Genomic DNA, 16539 nt, shown 5'->3' on the forward strand with positions numbered 1-16539 from the left:
TGGTCGGGCGGTGGCTGTTATCGGTCCCCGAAGATGGTGCGGTGCCAGTCCTTGGCCGCCACCGCGGTGTTGTCGTACATCACGTGCTTGACCTGCGTGTACTCCTCGAAGGAGTAGGTGGACATGTCCTTTCCGAAGCCGCTGGCCTTGTAGCCGCCGTGGGGCATCTCGCTGATGATCGGGATGTGGTCGTTGACCCACACGCAGCCGGCCTTGAGCTCGCGGGTTGCGCGGTTCGCCCGGTAGAGGTCCCGGCTCCAGGCGGAGGCGGCGAGCCCGTACGGGGTGTCGTTGGCCAGGGCGAGGCCCTCGTCGTCGGTGTCGAAGGGCAGGACGACCAGCACCGGGCCGAAGATCTCGGACTGGACGACCTCGCTGTCCTGCGCGGCGCCGGAGATCAGGGTGGGCCGGTAGTAGGCGCCCTCCGCCAGCTCGCCCCCCGGGGCCTCGCCGCCGGTGACGACCGTGGCGTACGCGCGGGCGCGCTCGACGAAGGCGGCGACCCGGTCGCGCTGGGCGTGCGAGACCAGTGGGCCGAGGTCGGTGGTGGGCGCGAAGGGGTCACCGAGCCGGACGGTCTCCATCAGCTCGGCGACCCGGGCGACGAAGGCGTCGTGCAGGGGGCGCTGGACGTAGGCGCGGGTGGCCGCGGTGCAGTCCTGGCCGGTGTTGATCAGCGAGGCGGCGACGGCGCCGTGGGCGGCGGCCTCCAGGTCGGCGTCGTCGAAGACGAGGAAGGGGGCCTTGCCGCCGAGCTCCAGGTGGAGCCGCTTGACGGTGGCGGTGGCGATCTCGGCCACCCGCTTGCCGACCGCGGTGGAGCCGGTGAAGGAGGTCATGACCACGTCGGGGTGGCCGACCAGGTGCTCGCCCGCGTCCCGCCCGGCGCCCGTGACGATGTTGACGACGCCGTCGGGGATGCCCGCCTCCTTGGCCGCCTGGGCGAACATCAGGGAGGTCAGGGGGGTCAGCTCGGCGGGCTTGAGGACGATGGTGTTGCCCGCGGCGATGGCCGGGAGGATCTTCCAGGCCGCCATCTGGAGCGGATAGTTCCAAGGGGCGATGGAGCCGACGACGCCGATGGCCTCGCGCCGTACGTAGGAGGTGTGGTCCCCGGAGTACTCGCCGGCCGCCTGGCCCTGGAGGTGACGGGCCGCGCCCGCGAAGAAGGCGGTGTTGTCGATGGTCCCCGGTACGTCGAACTCCGTGGACAGCTTGACCGGCTTGCCGCACTGCAGGGACTCCGCGTACGCGAAGTCCTCCGCCTGCTCCGCCAGTACGCCGGCCAGCCGGTGCAGCGCGTCCGAGCGCTCCCCCGGGGTCGCGGCCGACCAGGCGGGGAAGGCCCGCTTGGCGGCGGCGACGGCCTCGTCCACGTCCGCCGTGCCCGCCAGTTCGTAGGTGAGCACCTCCTGGCCGGTCGCGGGGTCGACCACCGTGTGCGAGCGACCCGAGGTACCGGGGCGGAGCCGGCCGTCGATGTACTGCGCGCCGTCTGCGAAGCGGTCCTTAACCTGGAAGCGGTTACCCATCACGCTCTCACGCTCTCCGTAGCTACAGCTCGAATTGAGTGCCGATCCTGGCAGAGGCGTTCGCCTCCGCCAAGTGATTCCGTTGTTGCCTTTTGATTACGCGACGGAATCGGTCGACCATGTGTCGAGGCGCGCCCGAAATCCCGTACGAAGTGTCAGTGGTGACTGCAAGACTCGCGTGCATGGAGATGACCGACAAGTTGATCGGGCAGGTCAGCCGTGGTGAACGGCTGAAGTACCTGCCCTTCTGGGGCCACCGGCCGCAGCCGGACGGACGGCTCGGTCCGAGCTGCCTGAGCCAGTGGTGGCCGTCCGCTTTCACTGTGGGTGATGTCCGCTACGCCACGGCCGAGCACTGGATGATGGCCGGCAAGGCCCGGTTGTTCGGGGACGCGGAGGCGGAGCGGGCGGCACTGGAGGCCCGGAGTCCGGCGGCGGCGAAGAAGGCCGGCCGGCTGGTGCGCGGCTTCGACGAGGCCGTGTGGCAGCGGGAGCGGTTCGCGCTGGTCGTGGAGGGCAGCGTGCACAAGTTCGGCTCCGATCCGGCACTGCGGGCGTACCTGCTCGGTACGGGCACGAGGGTGCTGGTGGAGGCGAGCCCCGTGGACCGGATCTGGGGCATCGGACTGGCCGCCGACGACGAGCGCGCCCTGGACCCGGCGCGCTGGCGTGGGCTGAACCTGCTGGGCTTCGCGCTGATGGAGGCGCGGGAGCGGCTGCGGGAGGGGAACGCGGAGTGAATCCGGCGGAGCGGCGCCGGGTGGCGGCCGTCATCGTGCGGGGCGGCAGCGTGCTGATGGTGCGCGAGCGGGGACGGGGGCCGTCCGGCCGGCACGACGGGGCGGAGTACTGGACCCTGCCGGGCGGCGGGGTGGAGCCCGGGGAGGACCCGGAGGCGGCCGTGCGGCGCGAGGTGGCCGAGGAGACGGGGCTGCGGGCGCTGTCGGTGCGCTACGCCTACGAGGCTCCGTACCCCTCCGGCTGGACCACCTGTTTCCGGGTGGAGGTGGCGGCCGGGGAGCCGGTGCTGGGGGTGGACCCGGAGCTGGGGTGCGACTGCCCCCGGATGGTGGGCCTGACCTGGGTCCCCCTCCCCCGTACCGGGGCGGACGGCCCCTACATGGTCCCCACCCTGCTGTCCGCCGCCGCGCCCTGACCCGCTCGGGCGGCGGGGCGGGGGGCCGGAGGCGGAGGGGGCGAAGAGGTCGGGGGCGTCAGACGCGTTCGCGGGGCTGGTCGTCGGTCCGGGAGACCGAGGGGCCGTCCTGGCCGCCGCCGGATTCCTCCAGGGTGGGGCCGAGGAAGACCAGCAGGGTCACGCCGATGCCCAGCACGATGCCGACCCCGCCGAGGATGATCCCGGCCAGGGCCATCCCGCCGTTGGTGGATTCGCCGCGGCTCGCCTTGCCCCGGCCCAGCGCGCCGAGGACGACGGCGGCGATGCCGAAGGCGATCGACCCGAACATGGTCACGCAGCCGACCACCGAGAGGATGCCGAGCACCAGGGCGGCGACGCCGAAGCCGTTGGAGGCGGGCCTGGCATAGGGCGGGTACCCGGCATAACCGGGGTAGCCGGCGTAGCCCGGATAGCCGGGGTAGCCCTGCTGGACGGGCGGCGGCGGGCCGGGGTACGCGTAGGCGGCCGGGTCCGGCGGGACCGGGTAGCCGTACGCGGGCGTGGACGGCGGCGCGGATATCGGGGGCGGCGCGTACGGCGACGCCGCGGCCGGGGGCGGCGCGCCCTGGAACCCCGGCGGCCGCACGGACGGATCCTGCTCGTGAGCCGGTGGAACGGCGGCGGGCGCGGTCGGCGCGGTCGCGGCCGGGTGCACCGGGGGCACGGAGGGCGTCACCGGCGGCGCCCCGGCCGGCTTGCCCGGTTCCGCCGCGGACCTCTCGGGCGGGGCCCACGGGTCCCTCGGCTCAGGGCTCTGGTCGGTCATACGGCACCCCCCTCTCGTACAGCCATGCTAAGGGCTGCCACCGACACGCCCCGGGGCTGCCTACGATGAGGCCGACCTGCCCGCACCCGCGCCCTCCCGGAGGCACCCCATGCCCGACCTGCACCCCTTCATCGCGGGGCTGCCCAAGGCCGAACTCCACGTCCACCACGTCGGTTCGGCGTCCCCGCGCATCGTGGCCGAACTCGCTTCCCGCCACCCCGACTCGAAGGTCCCCACCGACCCCGAGGCCGTCGCCGACTACTTCACCTTCACGGACTTCGCCCACTTCATCGACGTCTACCTCTCGGTCGTCGACCTGGTCCGCACCCCCGACGACGTGCGCACGCTGACCTTCGAGGTCGCCCGCGACATGGCCCGGCAGAACATCCGCTACGCCGAACTCACCATCACCCCCTACTCCTCGACGCGCCGCGGCATCGACGAGGACGCCTTCATGGAGGCCATCGAGGACGCCCGCAAGGCGGCCGAGGCCGAACTGGGCGTCATCCTGCGCTGGTGCTTCGACATCCCCGGCGAGGCCGGCCTGGAGGCCGCCGAGGAGACCGTCCGCCTCGCCGTCGACCTGCGCCCCGCGGGCCTGGTCTCCTTCGGCCTCGGCGGCCCCGAGATCGGCGTGCCGCGCCCGCAGTTCAAGCCGTACTTCGACCGGGCGCGGGCCGCCGGTCTGCACAGCGTGCCGCACGCCGGCGAGACCACCGGCCCGGAGACGGTCTGGGACGCCATCCGCGAGCTGGGCGCCGAGCGCATCGGCCACGGCACCAGCTCCACCCGGGACCCGGAGCTGCTGGCGTACCTGGCCGAGCACCGCATCGCGCTGGAGGTCTGCCCGACCTCCAACATCGCCACGCGCGCCGTCGCGGACCTCGACGAGCACCCCGTCAAGGAGATGGTCGCGGCGGGCGTGCTCGTCACCATCAACAGCGACGACCCGCCGATGTTCGGCACCGACCTCAACAACGAGTACGCGGTCGCCGCCCGCCTCCTCGACCTCGACGAGCGGGGACTGGCGCAGCTGGCGAAGAACGCCGTCGAGGCCTCCTTCCTGGACCCGGCCGGCAAGGCGCGGCTCAGCGCGGAGATCGACGCGTACACCGCGGACTGGCTCGCCCGCTGACGTCCCGTCGGGCCCGGCGGCCGCGGAGAATGGGGGCATGAACACCCTGACTGCCGTCGGTCACCGCGGCGACCCCTACCGTGTCCGCGAGAACACCCTCGCCTCCGTGCGCTCCGCCTTCGCCCGGGGGGCGGACGCGGTGGAGGTCGACGTACGGCTGACCCGCGACGGCGTGCCGGTCCTCCTCCACGACGAGACCCTGCAGCGGCTGTGGGGCCACGACGTGCGGCTGGACGCCGTCACCGCCGCACAGTTGAAGGAGCTCGCGCAGGGCGGGATCCCCACCCTGCGCGAGGCCCTGACGGCCGCGGGGGCCGGCCGGCTGATGCTGGACCTGCCGGGCGCCACGGCCGAGACCGTACGGACCGTCGTGGGCCTGGTGCGCGAGTGCGGGGCGCGCGAGCGCACGTACTACTGCGCAGGGCCGGACACCATGCTCGCCGTCCGCGCCGCCGACCCGGGCGCGGAGATCGCCCTGACCTGGACCACCCTCTCGCCGCCGCGCCGGGTGCTGATCGACGCGGTGGCCCCCCGCTGGCTCAACTACCGCTTCGGGCTTCTCGACCGGGAGCTCACGGACGCCCTGCACCGGGACGGGCTGCTGGTGTCGGCGTGGACGGCGGACACCAAGCGGTCGATGCGCGCCCTGGTCGCGGCGGGCGTGGACTCCGTCACCACGAACAGGGTGGACGCCCTGACCGCGGTGCGGGCCGAGTCCGGCCGGTGATACGGGCCTGGGGGGAGCGGATCCGGACGGCGGACCCGCGTCGGCAGGACCTGGGGCTGACGCTGCTGGTGCAGGTGGCCACGACCATTCCGTTCGTGGTGCCCCGCGACCCCCGGGAGTCGCCCGCGACCTGGGCGGCGTACCTGCTGACCACGCTCGGCAACCTGCCGCTGGTGTGGCGGCGCAGGGCCCCGGTCCTGGCGCTGTGCGGGGTGGTCGCGGCGGGTTCGGTGTACCGGCTGGCGCTGGACGGGCCCGGGCAGCCGCTGCCGTACGCAGGGCTGATCGCCCTCTACACGATCGCGCTGCTCTGCCCGGAGCGGGTGCGGCTGGTCACGGGCGCCGTCGTGACGGTGGTGATCTTCGGTTCGGTCGCGCTCAACACGCAGACGGCGCGGGAGCTGCTGTTCTCGCTGTTCGTGTTCGGGGCGGCGTTCGCGCTGGGGCGGCTGCAGGCCACCCGGCAGGCGTACACCGAGGCGGCCCTGGAGCGGGCGGAGCAGCTGGAGCGGGCGAACCGGATCGAGGCGGAGCAGGCGGCGGCGCGCGAACGGGCCCGTATCGCGCGGGAGATGCACGACATCCTCTCGCACGCGGTCAGCATCATGATCGTGCAGGCGGAGGCGGGTCCGGTGGCGGTGCGCCGGGCCCCGGAACGGGCCGAGGCGGCCTTCGAGGCGATCGCCGAGACGGGCCGGGACGCGATGGCGCAGCTGCGGACGATGCTGGGGGTCCTGCGGACGGACGAGGCGGCCCCGCGTGCGCCGCAGCCGGGGATCGCGGGGCTGCCGGCGCTGCTGGACCGCGTCCGGGCGAGCGGGCCCACGGTCTCCTACGAGCGGACGGGCGAGGTGCGCGCGCTGCCGGCCGCGCTGGAGGCGACGGTGCACCGGGTGGTGCAGGAGGCGCTGACCAATGTGGTCAAGCATGCCGGGGCCTCGGCGGTGGAGGTACGCCTGGATTACGGGGTGGGGGACCTGACGGTGACGGTCACCGACGACGGCCGCGGACCGGACGGGGCACGGAGCGGCGCGGCGGGCGGCGGGCACGGGCTGATCGGGATCAGGGAGCGGGCGGCGGCGCACGGCGGGACGGCCCGGTGCGGCCCGGGGCCCGACGGGGGGTTCTCGGTGCGGGTGGTCCTTGTAACCTCGCCGCTGGAGGTGGGGAAGTGACGATCCGTGTGGTGGTGGCCGACGACCAGGAGCTGGTGCGCAGCGGTTTCGCGATGATCCTGGACGTCCAGGAGGACATCGAGGTCGTGGCGGAGGTGGGGGACGGGGCTTCGGCGGTGGAGGCGGTCGCCCGGCTCGCGCCGGACGTCGTGCTGCTGGACATCAGGATGCCGGTGCTGGACGGGATCGAGGCCTGCCGGAGGATCTCGGCGGGCGGCGCCTGCCGGACGGTGATGCTGACGACCTTCGACTCGGACGAGTACGTGTACGAGGCGCTGCACGCGGGGGCGAGCGGGTTCCTGCTGAAGGACGTGCGGCGGGACGATCTGGTGCACGCGGTACGGGTGGTGGCGGCGGGCGAGTCCCTGCTGGCGCCTTCGGTGGCGCGGCGACTGATCGAGGAGTACACGGCGGTGACGGCCCGGCCGGCGGGCGCGCGGGCCCTGTCGGAGGACCGGCTTCAGGTGCTGACGGCCCGGGAGCGGGAGACGCTGCTGCACCTGGGGCGGGGGCTGTCGAACGCGGAGATCGCGGCGGCGCTGACGGTGAGCGAGCACACGGTGAAGTCGCACGTGGGCAACGTGCTGGGGAAACTGGGTCTGCGGGACCGGATCCAGGCGGTGATCTGCGCGTACGAGACGGGTCTGATCGCGGCCGGTTCTCCCTCCGGAGAGTGAGGAGCGGCGTGTCGGCTCCCCCGCGCCGGTGAGTTGTCGTACCGGTGAAGACCCCTCTCACCGGTGATCCGCAACCACCCCTGTGAACAGCACCATTGAGGACGTCGGGGCAGCGGGTCCCGCGGCTCGCACACAGGGGGATCACCATCATGAAGACACGTACACGCACTCGCACGCTGGTCGCGGCCGCTCTGGTACTGGGCGTCGTGTCCGGCCCGGCGGTCGCCGCCCACGCCGCCGGGACGCCGGCGGCGGTCGCGGCGGCCACGGACGGCCGGGTCCGGGCCGCTGGGGCGCAGGCTCCCCTCTTCTCGTCCCCGCCCGACGCGGCGGCGCTGGAGCGGGCCATCGCGGGCCTGGGCGCCGATCACCCGGAGGCGACGGCCGCGCTGGTGCGGGTGGGCGGCACGAGCGGTTCCTGGAAGGGAAGTTCGGGGGTCGCGGACGTCCGCAGCGGACGCGGGGCGATCGAGGACGCCCGGTTCCGGGCGGGTTCGGTGACGAAGACCTTCACCGCCGCGGTGGTGCTGCAGCTGGCCGCCGAGGGCAGGCTGGATCTGGACCGGCCGGTGCAGGAGTACCTGCCGGGGCTGCTGCCCGGCGGCCCGGGCGGTTTCGAGCCCGTCTCCGTACGCCAGTTGCTGAACTACACGAGCGGCCTGCGGTCGGCGGACGGCCCGGGGGACGCCTTCGCGGACGAGTACGCCCACCGCTTCGACGTGGTGGACCCGCGGGCGCTGATCGCCAATGCGGCCGCCAAGGGCCCCGAGTCCCGGCCCGGCGAGAAGCAGCACTACAGCAACATCCACTACACGGTGCTCGGCGTGCTGATCGAGAAGGTGACGGGGACGACGTACGAGAAGGCGGTGTCCCAGCGGATACTGCGGCCGCTGGGGCTGCGTGACACCTCGTTCCCGGCCCGCACCCAGACGCGGATACCGGGCCCCCACAACCACGGCTACCAGGCGGTGCCGCAGCCGGGCGGGGGCAGCTCCCTGGTGGACGTGACGGAGTGGAACTCCTCCTCCAACTGGGCGGCCGGGGACCTCATATCGACCACGGCCGACCTGGAACGGTTCACGGTGGCGCTGTTCGGCGGCAAGGTGGTCCCGCGGCCCCAGCTGGAGGAGATGTTCACCGTCCCCGACGTGCAGGACGCCGAGACCGGTGAGCACGCGGTCCAGACGGCCGGCCTGAAGGAGTTCAGGCTGCCGGGCGGTGCCGTGGTCTACGGCAAGACCGGGGCCCGCTTCGGCTACAACACCGTGATCGGCGGCAGCCGGGACCTCTCCCGCACGCTCGTGTACTCGGTGAACTCCACCGATGCCAAGGGCCGGGACATGAACAAGGTGGCCATGGGCATCGTGGGTGCGGCCTTCGCCAAGTAGGTGCGGCGGGCGGCCCGGTCAGAGTCCGACGATGGAGTTCCAGCGTTTGGCGAAGGAGGAGCGCTCGGCCGAGGAGATGTCCCGGGCCACGACGAGGCGCTTGCGCATCCCGTCGTCGGGGAAGATCAGCGGGTTCTCGGCGAGCAGGGCGGTCTCCTTGTCCGGGGAGGCGGCCAGCACCTCACGGGCGGCGGGGACCGGGCAGACGTAGTTGACCGCGGCCGCGAGCTCCGCGGCCACCGCGGGCTCGTAGTAGTAGTCGACGAGGGCCTCGGCGTTGGCCTTGTGGCGGGCGAGGTTGGGGACGAGCAGGCTCTCGGCCCAGAGCTCGGCGCCCTCCTCCGGGACCACGAACTCGATGTCGGGGTTGTCGGCCTGGAGCTGGATGACGTCGCCGGAGTAGGCCTGGCAGGCCAGGACGTCTCCCTTGCTGAGGTCGGAGGTGTAGTCGTTGCCGGTGAAGCGGCGGATGTGCCTCTTCTTCACCATGCTCTCGACCTGGTCGCACATCCGGTGGAAGTCGGTTTCGGTCCACCGGGTGACGTCGGCGCCGTTGCCCTGCATGAGCAGGGCGAAGGACTCGTCGAGGCCGGAGAACAGCGTCACCTTGCCGGCCAGGTCCGGCTGCCAGAGGTCCTTGACGGACTTGATCTCCCGGCCCAGGGCCTTGCGGTTGTAGGCGATGCCGGTGATCCCCGACTGCCAGGGGACGGTGTGCAGCCGGCCCTCGTCGAAGGCGGGGGACCGCAGCTGGGGGTCGAGGTGGCGGGCCACGTTGCCCTGGGCGGACCGGTCCATCTTCTGGGCCCAGCCCAGGTGGACGAAGCGGGCGGCCATCCAGTCGCTGACGACCACGAGATCGTGACCGGTCGACTGGTGGTTCATCAGGGCCGGGCTGACCTTGCCGAAGAACTCGTCGTTGTCGTTGATCTCCTCGGTGTACCGGACCTCGATGCCGGTCTTCTTCGTGAAGGCCTCCAGCGTCGGGCGGCTCTCCTCGTCCTGGTCGTCGGTGTCGATGTAGAGCGGCCAGTTGGAGAAGGCGATGCTCCGGTCCCGGTCCGAGAGGTCCTGGCCCTGCCGCCGGTCCTCGGGGACGTAGGCGGCGGGCACACCGCAGCCGGTGAGGGCGGCCAGCAGGCCCGCGGCACCGAGGCCGCGCAGCGCCGCGCGGCGGGAGAAGGCGAGTTCAGGCATGGGCCCAGCCTCGGTGAACGCGAAGGGGCGGGCAATAGACAAGGTGTCTACTGCCCGCCCCTTCAGTGGCCTGCGGTGATCAGTCCGCGTCCGTCACCGCGACGGCCGCGGCGGTTCAGCCGTCGAGCGAGGTCATCACGTGCTTGATGCGGGTGTAGTCCTCGAAGCCGTAGGCGGAGAGGTCCTTGCCGTAGCCGGACTTCTTGAAGCCGCCGTGGGGCATCTCGGCGACGAGCGGGATGTGGGTGTTGATCCACACGCAGCCGAAGTCGAGGTTCTTGGACATGCGCATCGCGCGGCCGTGGTCCTTGGTCCACACGGAGGAGGCGAGGGCGAACTCGACGCCGTTCGCGTACTCCAGGGCCTGGGACTCGTCCGTGAAGGACTGGACGGTGATGACGGGGCCGAAGACCTCGTTCTGGATGATCTCGTCGTCCTGCTTGAGGCCCGAGACGACGGTCGGGGCGTAGAAGAAGCCCTTGTCGCCGACCCGGTGGCCGCCCGCCTCGACCTTGGCGTGGGCGGGAAGGCGCTCGATGAAGCCCGCGACCTGCTGGAGTTGGTTGGGGTTGTTCAGCGGGCCGTACAGCACGTCCTCGTCGTCCGGCTGCCCGGTCTTGGTCTCCGCGGCGGCCTTGGCGAGCGCGGCCACGAACTCGTCGTGGATCGACTCGTGGACCAGTACGCGGGTGGCGGCGGTGCAGTCCTGACCGGCGTTGAAGTAACCGGCGACGGCGATGTCCTCGACGGCCTTGGCCAGGTCGGCGTCCTCGAAGACCACGACCGGGGCCTTGCCGCCGAGCTCCAGGTGGACGCGCTTGACGTCCTTGGAGGCGCTCTCGGCGACCTGCATGCCCGCGCGCACCGAACCGGTGATGGAGGCCATCGCCGGGGTGGAGTGCTCGACCATGGCCTTGCCGGTCTCGCGGTCGCCGCAGACGACGTTGAAGACGCCCTTGGGCAGGACGGAGTCGATGATCTCCGCCATCAGGACGGTGGAGGCCGGGGTGGTGTCCGAGGGCTTCAGGACGACGGTGTTGCCCGCGGCGATCGCCGGGGCGAACTTCCACACGGCCATCATCATCGGGTAGTTCCACGGCGCCACCTGGGCGCACACGCCGACCGGCTCACGGCGGATGATCGAGGTCATCCCTTCCATGTACTCGCCGGCCGAACGGCCCTCCAGCAGGCGTGCGGCGCCGGCGAAGAAGCGGATCTGGTCCACCATCGGCGGCAGCTCCTCGCTGGCCGTCAGGCCCACCGGCTTGCCGGTGTTCTCCGACTCGGCGGCGACCAGCTCGTCCGCGCGCGCCTCGAAGGCGTCCGCGATCTTGAGCAGGGCCTTCTGCCGCTCGGAGGGGGTGGTGTCGCGCCAGCCCGGGAAGGCGGCAGCGGCGGCGGCCATGGCGGCGTCCACGTCGGCCTGGCCGGACAGCGGGGCGGTCGCGTAGACCTCGCCGGTGGCGGGGTTGACCACGTCGGTGGTCCGCCCGTCGGCGGCGTCCTTGAACTCCCCGCCGATGTAGTTGCGCAGACGACGCAGTTCGGTGGTCACTACAGCCACTCTCCTGATCACATGTCCAACGATTGAGACGACCTCCCAAGACTAGCTCCTCGGGCGACGCTTTCGACAGAGCCGGACATCACGAACTACGAAATCCGTGCAATCCGAGACCCTTCACAACGGATTTCATCGATTACGGGTTGCGGAACGGACGACTCCTCGTGCAGAGTGAGGTCGTGGTCAGTCGAAGCGCAGATTCCAGGAACAGACAACCGTCCCCTTCGGTCGATGCTGTGTCCCTGGCGATCATCGAGCAACTGCAGGAGGACGGTCGCCGTCCCTATGCGTCGATCGGCAAGGCCGTGGGCCTCTCCGAAGCGGCCGTCCGCCAGCGCGTACAGAAGCTGCTGGACCAGGGCGTGATGCAGATCGTCGCCGTCACCGACCCGCTCACCGTGGGGCTGCGGCGCCAGGCCATGGTCGGCATCAACGTCGAGGGCGATCTCGACCCGGTGGCCGACGCGCTGACCGCGATGGCCGAATGCGAGTACGTCGTGATGACCGCCGGGTCGTTCGACCTGATGGTGGAAATCGTCTGCGAGGACGACGACCACCTCCTGGAGACGATCAACAAGAAGATCCGCACGCTCCCCGGCGTGCGATCAACCGAGAGCTTCGTTTACCTGAAGCTCAAGAAGCAGACCTACATGTGGGGAACCAGATAACCGTGAGCCAGGACCTCTCCAAGACCGCGTACGACCACCTGTGGATGCACTTCACCCGCATGTCGTCGTACGAGAACTCCCCCGTCCCCACCATCGTCCGGGGCGAGGGCACCTACATCTGGGACGACAAGGGCAAGCGCTACCTGGACGGCCTCGCGGGCCTGTTCGTGGTCAACGCCGGTCACGGCCGCAAGGAACTGGCCGAGGTCGCCTACAAGCAGGCCCAGGAACTCGCGTTCTTCCCCATCTGGTCGTACGCGCACCCCAAGGCCGTGGAGCTCGCCGAGCGCCTCGCCCACTACGCCCCCGGTGACCTGAACAAGGTCTTCTTCACCACCGGTGGCGGCGAGGCCGTCGAGACCGCCTGGAAGCTCGCCAAGCAGTACTTCAAGCTGCAGGGCAAGCACACCAAGTACAAGGTCATCTCCCGCGCGGTCGCCTACCACGGCACCCCGCAGGGCGCCCTGTCCATCACCGGCCTGCCGGCCCTCAAGGCCCCCTTCGAGCCGCTGGTCCCCGGCGCGCACAAGGTGCCGAACACCAACATCTACCGCGCCCCGATCTTCGGCGACGACCCGGAGGCCTACGGCCGCTGGTGTGCCGACCAGATCGAGCAGGAGATCCTCTTCGAGGGCGCCGACACCGTCGCCGCCGTCTTCCTGGAGCCGGTGCAGAACGCCGGCGGCTGCTTCCCGCCGCCGCCCGGCTACTTCCAGCGCGTGCGCGAGATCTGCGACGAGTACGACGTGCTCCTCGTCTCCGACGAGACGATCTGCGCCTTCGGCCGCCTCGGCACCATGTTCGCCTGCGACAAGTTCGACTACGTCCCGGACATGATCACCTGTGCCAAGGGCATGACCTCGGGTTACTCCCCGATCGGCGCCTGCATCATCTCGGACCGCCTCGCGGAGCCGTTCTACAAGGGCGACAACACCTTCCTGCACGGCTACACGTTCGGCGGGCACCCGGTGTCCTCCGCCGTGGCGCTGGCCAACCTCGACATCTTCGACAAGGAAGGCCTGAACCAGCACGTGCTGGACCAGGAGGGCAACTTCTTCAACACCCTGAAGAAGCTGCACGACCTCCCGATCGTCGGCGACGTCCGCGGCAACGGCTTCTTCTACGGCATCGAGCTCGTCAAGGACAAGGTCACCAAGGAGTCCTTCACGGACGAGGAGACCGAGCGCGTGCTCTACGGCTTCCTCTCCAAGGCGCTCTTCGAGAACGGCCTGTACTGCCGGGCCGACGACCGTGGCGACCCGGTCATCCAGCTGGCCCCGCCGCTGATCGCGGACCAGGGCACCTTCGACGAGATCGAAGGCATCCTGCGCTCGGTGCTCACCGAGGCGTGGACCAAGCTGTAACCCCCGGCGCCACGCGGCGATAGTCCGATCACACGGCCCGGATCCCCCGTTCGAGTGAGAACGCGGGGGTCCGGGCCGTGTGCTGTCACCATCCAAGACGTTCATCTCTTTACATCTCAGTGCGGCGCCAGTGACCGAAGGGGCTCCGCTTCGTTCCCCCGGACGGAGGTGTACGCCATGGTGGCTCCATCGGACAATGCCCCACCGGACGATGACGTGCTCTGGGCACGCGCCCTGCACTACTCCCACAGCGGTTCCCCAGGACTCATCGGGGTCACCGCAGGAGTGCGCCGGGGCGAGATCCTGGCCGTGACCGGCCCGCGCGGCAGCGGGAAGACCACGCTGCTGCGCTGCCTGACCGGGCGGCTGGTGCCCGAACAGGGCGAGGTCTGGTTCGACGGCGTCCCCGTCCACACGCTGGGCCCCGTCGCCCGCGAACGGCTGCGCCGCGACCGGTTCGCCTGGATCGGGCCCGAGCCCCAGCTGCTGCCGGAGCTCAAGGTGTGGGAGAACACGGCCCTGCCCCTGCTGCTCACCGGCGCCACGCACCGCGCCGCCAAGCACGCCGCCTGCGCCTGGCTGGACCGCCTCGACATCGGCGGATTCGCCCGCAAGCGCCCCGGCGCCCTGACCCGCGCCGAATGCCAGCGCGTCGCCCTCGCCCGGGCCCTGGTCGGGGAGCCCACCGTGCTCTTCGCCGACGAGCCGACCGCCCCGCTGCACCGCGCCGAGCGCGCCCTGCTGCTGCGGACGCTCACCACCGCCGCCCGCTCCCACGGGATCACCGTGGTGCTGGCCACCCACGACGAGGAGACCGCCGCGCCGGCGGACCGCAGGCTGGACCTGCTCGACGGCCGCCCGGCCGCGGCCGCCACGGCGGCCGACTCACCCCGGACCACGGAGGACCAGGCCGCGTGCTCGCTCTCCGCCTAGCCCGCGGCTCCCGCCCCGCGGTCCAGCTGCGGCGGATGCTCGTCGCCGCCGCCTCGGCCGGCACCGGGTTCCTGCTGCTGTACGTCCTCGCGGAGGCGATGGCCCGGCCCGCCGGATCGCTGCCCCGGCTGCTGTGGGCCCTCGTGCCGCTCGCCGCCACCGTGCAGTTCGCGGTGGCGGTGGCGCGGACCGACCCGGCGACCCGGCCCCGCGAGGGGCTCGACGCCGTGGGGCTGGGCCCCGTACGGCTCACCCTGGTCGGCGCGGTCTCCACCGCCGTCGCCTGCGCCCTCGGCAGCGCCCTGGCCCTGGCCGTCTTCCTGCACCTGCGGGGCGAACTGGCGGGCCTGCCCTTCGACGGCGCGGGGGCCGGGCTGCTCCACGCGGACCAGCCGCTGCCGGTGGCCGGGGCCCTCACCCTGCTGTCCCTGATCCCCCTCACGGCCTCCGCCGCCACCGTCGTCGCCCTGCGCCCCCGCCCCCCGACGGCCGGGCTCAGTCCCCAGAGCGGAGTGCCCTGGGGGGTGGCGCTCGCCGCCAGCGGGCTCACCGTCGAGGCCTACGCCGGCCCGCGCGGGGCGGCCGTTCCGGCCGGCTGGGGCCTGATCGCGGTCGGGCTGGCCCTCGCCGGGCCCGGCGTGGCCTACGCCTGCGGCACCCTCGTCCAGGCCGTCCGCCCGGGCGCGCTGCGGCTGCTCGCCGGGCGGGCCCTCCAGGAGGAGGCCCCCCGCCTCGGCAGGCCCCTCGGGGTGCTCTGCGCCGTCGGCGCCGCCGCCCTCACCTCCGTGGCCCTGCGTGACCAGGGCGGCCTCCTCACCCCGCTCGGACCGCTGACCGGTCCGGCCGCCGCCCTGGTGGCCCTGTGCGCGGGCGCGACCCTTCTCACATCGGCCGCCGAGTCCCGCCACTCCCGCTCCGCCGCCCGGGCGGCCCTGCTCGACCTCGGTACACCGGGAACGGTGCTGCGTACGGCCGTGACCGTGCGGGCCGCCGCGCTCCTCGTCGTGTGCCTCCCGCTCAGCTGGGGTGTGGCGCAGCTGACGTCGCTGGCTTTGACCCGCTGAGCGGACCAGCCCTTAGTGTGGGCCGAATGGTCAACGCAGACATCGAGATCGAGACGCTCGCGGAATTCGACCGGGTCGCGGCCCGGGGCTCACTGAGCGGCTACCGCGTCCAGTCGGTCAACCTGCTGGAGCGGACGTTCGCGCTGCTGTCCGCCGACACCTCCGACGCCGTGTTCCTGGGCTGTGCGATGGAGCCCGACGCCTCGGCGAAGGTCCGTGCGGACGGCGCGCTCGTCTTCCCCCCGGTGCCGGACCTGCCCTTCGACCCGTACCGGGGGCGGCTATACACGCCCGACGAGCTCTTCGCCGGTCTGGCGGACGGTTACGAAGCCACCCCGGACGCCCAGACCTACGCCTGGTTCCAGGAGACCAAGGCCGACGGCGACGTCTTCTCCTCGATGCTCCGCTCCATCCACGACGACGCGGTCTGCGACGCCCTCGACGAACACCTCGCGGGCGCCCGCGTGGTCGGCGTGATGGGCGGCCACGCCGTGGAGCGCGGCGGCCCCGACTACCGGGGCGCCGCCGAACTCGGCCGGACGCTGGCCCGGTCGGGGCTGACGGTGGCCACCGGCGGCGGACCCGGCGCGATGGAGGCCGCCAACCTCGGCGCCTACCTGGCCCCGGCCCCCGACGGAGCCCTCACCGAGGCGCTCGGCATGCTGGAGAAGGCGCCCTCCTTCGCCCCGTCGGTCTCCGACTGGGCGCGCGCCGCCTTCGCCGTACGGGAGCGGTGGCCCGGGGGCGGCGACTCCGTCGGCATCCCGACCTGGTTCTACGGGCACGAGCCGCCGAACCCCTTCGCGAGCCGCGTCGCCAAGTACTTCGCGAACGCCACCCGCGAGGACGGGCTGCTCGCCCGGTCCACGGCGGGCGTGGTGTTCCTGCCGGGCGCGGCGGGCACGGTGCAGGAGATATTCGACAACGCGACCCCCAACTACTACGGGTCGCGCGGCGAACCGACGCCGATGGTCCTGGTCGGCCGCGCCCACTGGACCGGGCACCTGCCGGTCTGGCCGCTGCTCCGGGCCCTGGCGAGCGGCCGCTCGATGGAGTCCCGGATCGCGCTGGTGGACTCCGTGGACGAGGTCCCGGACGTGCTCGCCGCGATGCGCTGAACTCTCACCCGCTCCCCCAGGCAACTTCCGGGGCCGTTCACACGTCTGGTCTAGGTA

Annotated in this window: 16 protein-coding genes; 12 read left to right on the plus strand and 4 right to left on the minus strand. The window is 72.1% G+C overall.

Annotated elements, in window-relative coordinates:
• Window positions 1–17 precede the first annotated feature (17 nt).
• Complete coding sequence (locus tag SLAV_RS11345; protein ID WP_030227502.1) at window positions 18–1532, minus strand: gamma-aminobutyraldehyde dehydrogenase; 1515 nt, start codon at window positions 1530–1532, stop codon at window positions 18–20.
• 182 nt (window positions 1533–1714) lie between these two features.
• On the opposite strand from SLAV_RS11345, the gene SLAV_RS11350 reads away from it, so the two are divergent.
• Window positions 1715–2272 carry a riboflavin biosynthesis intermediates N-glycosidase gene (locus tag SLAV_RS11350; protein WP_030227501.1) on the plus strand — a complete coding sequence of 186 codons (558 nt, stop codon included), beginning with the start codon at window positions 1715–1717 and terminating at the stop codon, window positions 2270–2272.
• Entirely contained in the window at window positions 2269–2688 is a 420-nt protein-coding gene (locus SLAV_RS11355) for an NUDIX hydrolase (RefSeq protein WP_037686642.1), read from the plus strand. The genes SLAV_RS11350 and SLAV_RS11355 overlap by 4 nt, the downstream gene beginning before the upstream one ends.
• 58 nt (window positions 2689–2746) lie before the next feature.
• On the opposite strand, the gene SLAV_RS11360 is transcribed toward SLAV_RS11355, so the two are convergent.
• Window positions 2747–3475 carry a DUF4190 domain-containing protein gene (locus SLAV_RS11360; RefSeq protein WP_051840515.1) on the minus strand — a complete coding sequence of 243 codons (729 nt, stop codon included), beginning with the start codon at window positions 3473–3475 and terminating at the stop codon, window positions 2747–2749.
• A 109-nt stretch (window positions 3476–3584) separates the two neighbouring features.
• Between SLAV_RS11360 and SLAV_RS11365 the strand changes: the two genes are divergently transcribed.
• The 5 genes from SLAV_RS11365 (at window position 3585) to SLAV_RS11385 (ending at window position 8577) form a co-directional block, all read left to right on the plus strand.
• Window positions 3585–4610, plus strand: coding sequence for an adenosine deaminase (locus tag SLAV_RS11365; protein WP_030227494.1), 1026 nt, complete (start codon window positions 3585–3587; stop codon window positions 4608–4610).
• Window positions 4611–4647: 37 nt separating this feature from the next.
• Window positions 4648–5337, plus strand: a complete 690-nt coding sequence (locus SLAV_RS11370) for a glycerophosphodiester phosphodiesterase (RefSeq protein WP_030227492.1) — start codon at window positions 4648–4650, stop codon at window positions 5335–5337.
• Complete coding sequence (locus SLAV_RS11375) at window positions 5334–6512, plus strand: sensor histidine kinase (RefSeq protein WP_030227488.1); 1179 nt, start codon at window positions 5334–5336, stop codon at window positions 6510–6512. Before SLAV_RS11370 ends, SLAV_RS11375 begins: the two co-directional genes overlap by 4 nt.
• The gene (locus tag SLAV_RS11380) at window positions 6509–7189 is read left to right on the plus strand and encodes a response regulator transcription factor (RefSeq protein ID WP_030227487.1); all 681 of its coding nucleotides are present in this window, start codon (window positions 6509–6511) and stop codon (window positions 7187–7189) included. Before SLAV_RS11375 ends, SLAV_RS11380 begins: the two co-directional genes overlap by 4 nt.
• 149 nt (window positions 7190–7338) lie before the next feature.
• Complete coding sequence (locus SLAV_RS11385) at window positions 7339–8577, plus strand: serine hydrolase domain-containing protein (protein WP_030227484.1); 1239 nt, start codon at window positions 7339–7341, stop codon at window positions 8575–8577.
• Window positions 8578–8595: 18 nt separating this feature from the next.
• Here SLAV_RS11385 and SLAV_RS11390 read toward each other — a convergent pair whose 3' ends face one another.
• Together SLAV_RS11390 and SLAV_RS11395 are read right to left on the minus strand one after the other, a co-directional pair.
• Window positions 8596–9774 carry a polyamine ABC transporter substrate-binding protein gene (locus SLAV_RS11390; RefSeq protein WP_030227482.1) on the minus strand — a complete coding sequence of 393 codons (1179 nt, stop codon included), beginning with the start codon at window positions 9772–9774 and terminating at the stop codon, window positions 8596–8598.
• A gap of 115 nt (window positions 9775–9889) precedes the next feature.
• Entirely contained in the window at window positions 9890–11329 is a 1440-nt protein-coding gene (locus SLAV_RS11395; RefSeq protein ID WP_030227481.1) for a gamma-aminobutyraldehyde dehydrogenase, read from the minus strand.
• Between the two features lie 170 nt (window positions 11330–11499).
• Between SLAV_RS11395 and SLAV_RS11400 the strand changes: the two genes are divergently transcribed.
• The 5 genes from SLAV_RS11400 (at window position 11500) to SLAV_RS11420 (ending at window position 16482) form a co-directional block, all read left to right on the plus strand.
• Window positions 11500–12003: an Lrp/AsnC family transcriptional regulator gene (locus SLAV_RS11400; RefSeq protein ID WP_037686641.1), complete on the plus strand. Its 504-nt coding sequence runs from the start codon at window positions 11500–11502 to the stop codon at window positions 12001–12003.
• Window positions 11988–13367 carry an aspartate aminotransferase family protein gene (locus tag SLAV_RS11405; protein WP_030227477.1) on the plus strand — a complete coding sequence of 460 codons (1380 nt, stop codon included), beginning with the start codon at window positions 11988–11990 and terminating at the stop codon, window positions 13365–13367. The genes SLAV_RS11400 and SLAV_RS11405 overlap by 16 nt, the downstream gene beginning before the upstream one ends.
• A gap of 177 nt (window positions 13368–13544) precedes the next feature.
• Window positions 13545–14300 carry an ABC transporter ATP-binding protein gene (locus SLAV_RS11410; RefSeq protein WP_030227475.1) on the plus strand — a complete coding sequence of 252 codons (756 nt, stop codon included), beginning with the start codon at window positions 13545–13547 and terminating at the stop codon, window positions 14298–14300.
• Window positions 14282–15364 (plus strand): membrane protein, encoded by a 1083-nt coding sequence (locus tag SLAV_RS11415; protein ID WP_030227473.1) that lies wholly within the window; start codon window positions 14282–14284, stop codon window positions 15362–15364. Before SLAV_RS11410 ends, SLAV_RS11415 begins: the two co-directional genes overlap by 19 nt.
• 26 nt (window positions 15365–15390) lie before the next feature.
• Window positions 15391–16482: an LOG family protein gene (locus SLAV_RS11420; protein ID WP_030227471.1), complete on the plus strand. Its 1092-nt coding sequence runs from the start codon at window positions 15391–15393 to the stop codon at window positions 16480–16482.
• Window positions 16483–16539 lie beyond the last annotated feature (57 nt).

Origin of the sequence: Streptomyces lavendulae subsp. lavendulae (assembly GCF_002803845.1) — a bacterium.
Classification (GTDB): Bacteria; Actinomycetota; Actinomycetes; order Streptomycetales; family Streptomycetaceae; genus Streptomyces; species Streptomyces lavendulae.

Bases quoted from the DNA above. Each gene is read 5' to 3' on its own strand.
- SLAV_RS11410 (WP_030227475.1), top strand. From the start codon at position 13,545: ATGGTGGCTCCATCGGACAATGCCCCACCGGACGATGACGTGCTCTGG.
- SLAV_RS11390 (WP_030227482.1), bottom strand. From the start codon at position 9,774: ATGCCTGAACTCGCCTTCTCCCGCCGCGCGGCGCTGCGCGGCCTCGGT.
- SLAV_RS11420 (WP_030227471.1), top strand. From the start codon at position 15,391: ATGGTCAACGCAGACATCGAGATCGAGACGCTCGCGGAATTCGACCGG.
- SLAV_RS11345 (WP_030227502.1), bottom strand. From the start codon at position 1,532: ATGGGTAACCGCTTCCAGGTTAAGGACCGCTTCGCAGACGGCGCGCAG.
- SLAV_RS11350 (WP_030227501.1), top strand. From the start codon at position 1,715: ATGGAGATGACCGACAAGTTGATCGGGCAGGTCAGCCGTGGTGAACGG.
- SLAV_RS11370 (WP_030227492.1), top strand. From the start codon at position 4,648: ATGAACACCCTGACTGCCGTCGGTCACCGCGGCGACCCCTACCGTGTC.
- SLAV_RS11385 (WP_030227484.1), top strand. From the start codon at position 7,339: ATGAAGACACGTACACGCACTCGCACGCTGGTCGCGGCCGCTCTGGTA.
- SLAV_RS11360 (WP_051840515.1), bottom strand. From the start codon at position 3,475: ATGACCGACCAGAGCCCTGAGCCGAGGGACCCGTGGGCCCCGCCCGAG.
- SLAV_RS11365 (WP_030227494.1), top strand. From the start codon at position 3,585: ATGCCCGACCTGCACCCCTTCATCGCGGGGCTGCCCAAGGCCGAACTC.